Consider the following 4,665-nt stretch of genomic DNA (forward strand, 5'->3'; position numbering starts at 1 on the left):
ACTTTTTTAGAAATATAAGTTTGGATAGAATACCGTAAGTTCTGGTTTGAAAGTTTTTGAATTTCGGGAGGCAAAAAACATGGATGTTTTTTGCCTCTATAGTTCTGGATTAAGAGCCATAATACCAACACTTTTTTAGGTTCTTGAAAATCAAAACAAATCTATAAACCAAAATTTTACACTTCTTTAATCAGCTTCATAATAGTTTCAATCCCATTGCTCATCGGGCTTTTTTCCATTGCAAGGACATAGGTTTCCCGGTTATCATAAACGGTATCAAGCGCCTTGATAAGCGTTGGGCCTGTTAACTCCTCTTCCTTTAAAACATAGCTGTAGCCCTGCTTTTCAAAGGAGGCTGCATTTAAAATCTGGTCGCCACGGCTGGCTGCTGCGGATAGCGGAACCAGTACAGCTGGTTTTCTGAGGGCTAAAAGCTCACAGATGGCATTGGCACCAGCACGGGATACCACAACATCAGCGGCAGCCATCAGATCACAAAGCTCCTTTTTAATATATTCAAACTGTACATAACCGCTAGTACCCTCAAGCTCCGGGGCCAACTTGCCCTTACCGCACAGGTGGATAATCTGGAATTTCTTTAGCAGCACAAAAAGCATATTGCGGACGGCTTCATTTACAACGGTAGAGCCAAGGCTGCCGCCGATAATTAAAAGCACTGGCTTATCAGGGGTAAAGCCGCAGAAACTAAGACCAGTCATGCGATTACCGGAAAATAACTCTGTACGGATGGGACAGCCTGTGAGGACTGCTTTTTCTGGAGGCAGAGCCTTTAAGGTCTCCGGGAAATTAGCACAGACCTTTGTTGCACATGGAATACAGATTTTATTTGCCAGGCCTGGTGTCATGTCGGATTCGTGGATGATTGTTGGAATACCGCGGCGTTTTGCAGCCAGAACAACAGGAACAGCAACAAAACCGCCTTTGGAAAATACGACATCCGGCTTGATTTTCTTTAGTAAAGAAGAAGCCTCTACACAGCCCTTTAGAACCTTAAAAGGGTCGGAAAAATTCTTTGGGTCAAAATAACGTCGAAGTTTTCCAGAGGAAATACCATAGTAGGGAACATCAAATTCTTCTAAAAGCTTCCGCTCAATACCGTCATATGAGCCAATATAGTGAACCTCATAGCCTTCCTCCTTAAGACGCGGAAACAATGCAAGATTCGGAGTAACATGACCGGCCGTACCACCACCGGTTAATACAATTCGCTTCATTTTACTATCCTCCTGATAAAATTCCTGAAAAATCGACAAATCCTACTTATTCTCAGTAGCCAGACGAAGAGCCTTTGCAAGCTGGTCCGGGCAGGAGGTAGGCTTGAAGCCGCAGCGTACGCCCTCAAGCTTTTTAATAACATCATTTACCTTCATGCCGGCAACTAGCTGGCAGATACCGGTGGTATTACCGTCGCAGCCTCCGATAAATTCTACAGATTTTACAATGTCACCGTCCAGTTCAAAGTGGATTTCTCTGGAGCAGACACCGGATGTTTTATAAACCATTATAACCATTCCTTTCCTAAGTAATCTTATGTTTTAGTAATTCTAGTAACAAGCTTATATTTTATACTAAACCTGCCGTTTTTGCAAGAAAAAGCAGACTTTTTGTCTATTGGTTTTTCTTGTGAAAATGTACGATGTATGGTATGTTTTCTGTAAATGAAAAAGAGGGAGGTATCCGTATGTGGTACGAATTATATGAAGGGAACTGGTTAATTTATGCAATTTTTATAGCGGGAGGAATTGGATTTTTAGCAAAGTTCATTACAGCGGTTGTGTATGGCTCTCTGGTAAAGGCATCAGACGAGATGGGTAGCTCAAAAAATAAGCTGATGAAGCTTTTGTGTTTGAAATTTGAGACCTTCTATAAGTTGAAGATTGGTGTGAATAATGTGGATACTTTTGTGGATAAGTATGTACATAAACAAAAATTTTTTGGGATAGAGTTATCCACATGGGAAAATTTTAGTGGACAAATGACAGTTGTATGTATTGCAGGGGCTGTATTAGGTAGTGTTTGGGGATATTTTCTACATTGTGGACAAGATACCGTTCTGTTCACATTTCTGTGCGGCATGGCGACTGCATTCCTGTTGATTATTTTTGAAGGTTTGTTTGATATCCGTGGGAAAAAGAAACGTCTGCATATTAATATGCAGGATTATTTGGAAAATTACCTGAAAGCGAAGCTGGAAAATGAGCATCTGACGCCGGAGCTTCTGGAAAATTACCGGCAGGCTTATTTTGAAGATAAGATAAAGGAGGACAAGCCTCGGGCAGAACAAAAGGCAGCACAAAAGCAAAAGAAGCTTGCCCTGCAAGAGGAAACAGCAGCGGTACAGGAGAAAATAATTGAGGAGATTTTGAAGGAATATTTGGCATAATTTCATATTGCATACATCGGAGCCATTTGATAGAATAAGCTTGAGAAAAAATACATATAAAGGAGTGTTAAAGATGGGTAATCAGGTAGCATTTGACTATTCCGCAGCAAAAAAGTTTATTTCCGATGAAGAACTTCAGATGGCAAAGACATCTGTTGAGACAGCAAAAAATACGTTGGTGGAGAAAACTGGTGCGGGAAATGACTTTCTGGGGTGGATTGATCTCCCTGTAAACTATGATAAGGAGGAGTTTATCCGGATTCAGAAGGCGGCAGAGAAGATTAAAAATGACTCTGAGGTATTAGTAGTCATCGGTATCGGTGGTTCTTATCTGGGAGCGAGAGCAGCTATTAGCTTTTTACGTCACAGCTTTTACAACCGTGTTTCTAAGGAAATCCGCAAGACTCCGGAGATTTATTATGCAGGAAACAGTATCAGCAGTACCTATCTGGCACATTTAATTGAGGCTATTGGCGATAGAGACTTTTCTGTGAATATTATCAGTAAGTCCGGTACAACAACGGAACCAGCCATTGCTTTCCGTGTATTTAAGAATCTTCTGGAAAAGAAGTATGGCAAGGAAGGTGCAGCGGGAAGAATTTATGCAACTACTGATAAGGCAAAGGGAGCATTAAAGAAGCTGGCTACAGAGGAAGGGTACGAAACCTTTGTAGTACCAGATGATGTAGGAGGACGTTTTTCTGTATTGACAGGCGTAGGGCTTTTACCTATTGCGGTCAGTGGTGCTGATATTACGAAGCTGATGGAAGGTGCGGCTACGATGCGTGAGCACTGCCTAAAGGCTTCCTTTGAGGAAAATGATGCACTAAAGTATGCGGCTGTTCGTAATATTTTGTACAGTAAAGGCAAGAGTGTTGAGATTCTGGCAAATTATGAGCCGTCTCTTCACTATGTAAGTGAGTGGTGGAAGCAGCTTTATGGCGAGAGCGAGGGTAAGGATCAGAAGGGAATCTTCCCAGCAAGCGTAGATTTGACTACAGACCTGCATTCTATGGGACAGTTTATTCAGGATGGATCCAGGATTATGTTTGAGACTGTTTTAGAGGTAGAGAAGTCTATCTGTGAGCTGACGATTGAGGAAGAGGCAGTTGATCTTGATGGACTTAACTATCTGGCTGGCAAGACTGTTGACTTTGTAAATAAGAGTGCCATGAAGGGTACTATTTTAGCTCATACCGATGGAAATGTACCTAATCTGCAGGTAAAGATTCCGGCACAGACAGAAGAATATTTAGGACAGCTGTTCTACTTCTTTGAGTTTGCCTGCGGTGTCAGCGGCTACATGCTGGGTGTTAATCCATTCAACCAGCCGGGTGTAGAAAGCTATAAGAGAAATATGTTTGCTCTTCTTGGAAAGCCAGGCTATGAGGCAGAAAGAGACGAGCTTTTAAAGAGATTATAAGTAGAGTAAAATAAGTTTGGAGCCGTTAAGCTATAGATGGTTATTCACCTATAACTTAACGGCTCCTTTTAGATACAAGAGGAAAATTTATATCCAAGGTATGAAAATGGAATCCTGACATTCAGCATACCAAAGTACGGATTATATAAATGAGAAGGATAGAGCTTCCCAGCAAATGCAAGCGAATATTGAAGAAATATTCATTTTACTATATGTTCATTGTCTATTTATTGATAATCCTATGCTAAAATGGCTTTGAGGTGAGGGTATGCAGTATAAAATTTTGATTGTAGATGATGCTAAAGAAATGCTTAAAATGCTTAAGAGTTTTTTGAGATAAAAAAATATTTCGTATTTACGGCAGAAGATGGGATTGAGCCAATGAAGATATTAGCGGTAAATCCAGAGGAAAGGTTAAAAAAGCAGAGTAAAAGAAAAAGACGGACATCACAAGCTGATAATCCGCCTTTTTTAATTTACAATTGTCTGCGAACAATTATTCAGCAGCGATAGCACCTGTTGGGCAAACGCCAGCACAAGCACCGCAATCTAAACAAGCGTCAGCATCAATTTCATAATGCTCTGCTCCTTCAGAAATAGCTCCAACTGGACATTCAGCAGCACAGGTACCGCAGCTGATGCATTCATCACTAATTTTATGTGCCATAACTTTATCCTCCTTATATTATGATATGGTTATTTTAATATAAAACGAGATATTTTACAAGTACATAATTTTGTGAATTTTATGTGGATATGGTAACAAAGCCCAAAAAGTATGTTATAATTCATAAGTGAAGTATCAGATTCAGAGCAGACAAAAAGAGCAGTTCTGAAT

The 4,665-nt window shown here is 40.5% G+C and carries 5 protein-coding genes; 2 read left to right on the forward strand and 3 right to left on the reverse strand.

Annotation, left to right across the window (positions count from 1 at the left end; translation table 11 throughout):
• Positions 1–176: 176 nt before the first annotated feature.
• Positions 177–1,235, reverse strand: a complete 1,059-nt coding sequence (locus ASU35_RS02065; RefSeq protein ID WP_058351444.1) for an undecaprenyldiphospho-muramoylpentapeptide beta-N-acetylglucosaminyltransferase — start codon at positions 1,233–1,235, stop codon at positions 177–179.
• Between the two features lie 42 nt (positions 1,236–1,277).
• Complete coding sequence (locus tag ASU35_RS02070; RefSeq protein ID WP_058351445.1) at positions 1,278–1,523, reverse strand: TIGR03905 family TSCPD domain-containing protein; 246 nt, start codon at positions 1,521–1,523, stop codon at positions 1,278–1,280.
• 179 nt (positions 1,524–1,702) lie between these two features.
• Here ASU35_RS02070 and ASU35_RS02075 point away from each other — a divergent pair, with 179 nt between their 5' ends.
• Both ASU35_RS02075 and ASU35_RS02080 read left to right on the forward strand, forming a co-directional pair.
• Complete coding sequence (locus ASU35_RS02075; RefSeq protein WP_147525332.1) at positions 1,703–2,404, forward strand: hypothetical protein; 702 nt, start codon at positions 1,703–1,705, stop codon at positions 2,402–2,404.
• Between the two features lie 73 nt (positions 2,405–2,477).
• A complete protein-coding gene (locus tag ASU35_RS02080) occupies positions 2,478–3,827 on the forward strand; it encodes a glucose-6-phosphate isomerase (RefSeq protein ID WP_058351447.1) in 1,350 nt (449 codons plus the stop codon).
• A 496-nt stretch (positions 3,828–4,323) separates the two neighbouring features.
• Here the strand turns inward: ASU35_RS02080 and ASU35_RS02085 are convergent, their stop codons facing one another.
• Entirely contained in the window at positions 4,324–4,494 is a 171-nt protein-coding gene (locus tag ASU35_RS02085) for a DUF362 domain-containing protein (RefSeq protein ID WP_058351448.1), read from the reverse strand.
• Positions 4,495–4,665 lie beyond the last annotated feature (171 nt).

The organism is Acetivibrio ethanolgignens, from assembly GCF_001461035.1.
In the GTDB taxonomy this organism is placed as follows: domain Bacteria; phylum Bacillota; class Clostridia; order Lachnospirales; family Lachnospiraceae; genus Velocimicrobium; species Velocimicrobium ethanolgignens.

What these genes read in the sequence shown, in the direction of transcription:
- ASU35_RS02075 (WP_147525332.1), top strand. Translation starts at nt 1,703, where the DNA reads ATGTGGTACGAATTATATGAAGGGAACTGGTTAATTTATGCAATTTTT.
- ASU35_RS02065 (WP_058351444.1), bottom strand. Translation starts at nt 1,235, where the DNA reads ATGAAGCGAATTGTATTAACCGGTGGTGGTACGGCCGGTCATGTTACT.
- ASU35_RS02080 (WP_058351447.1), top strand. Translation starts at nt 2,478, where the DNA reads ATGGGTAATCAGGTAGCATTTGACTATTCCGCAGCAAAAAAGTTTATT.
- ASU35_RS02070 (WP_058351445.1), bottom strand. Translation starts at nt 1,523, where the DNA reads ATGGTTTATAAAACATCCGGTGTCTGCTCCAGAGAAATCCACTTTGAA.
- ASU35_RS02085 (WP_058351448.1), bottom strand. Translation starts at nt 4,494, where the DNA reads ATGGCACATAAAATTAGTGATGAATGCATCAGCTGCGGTACCTGTGCT.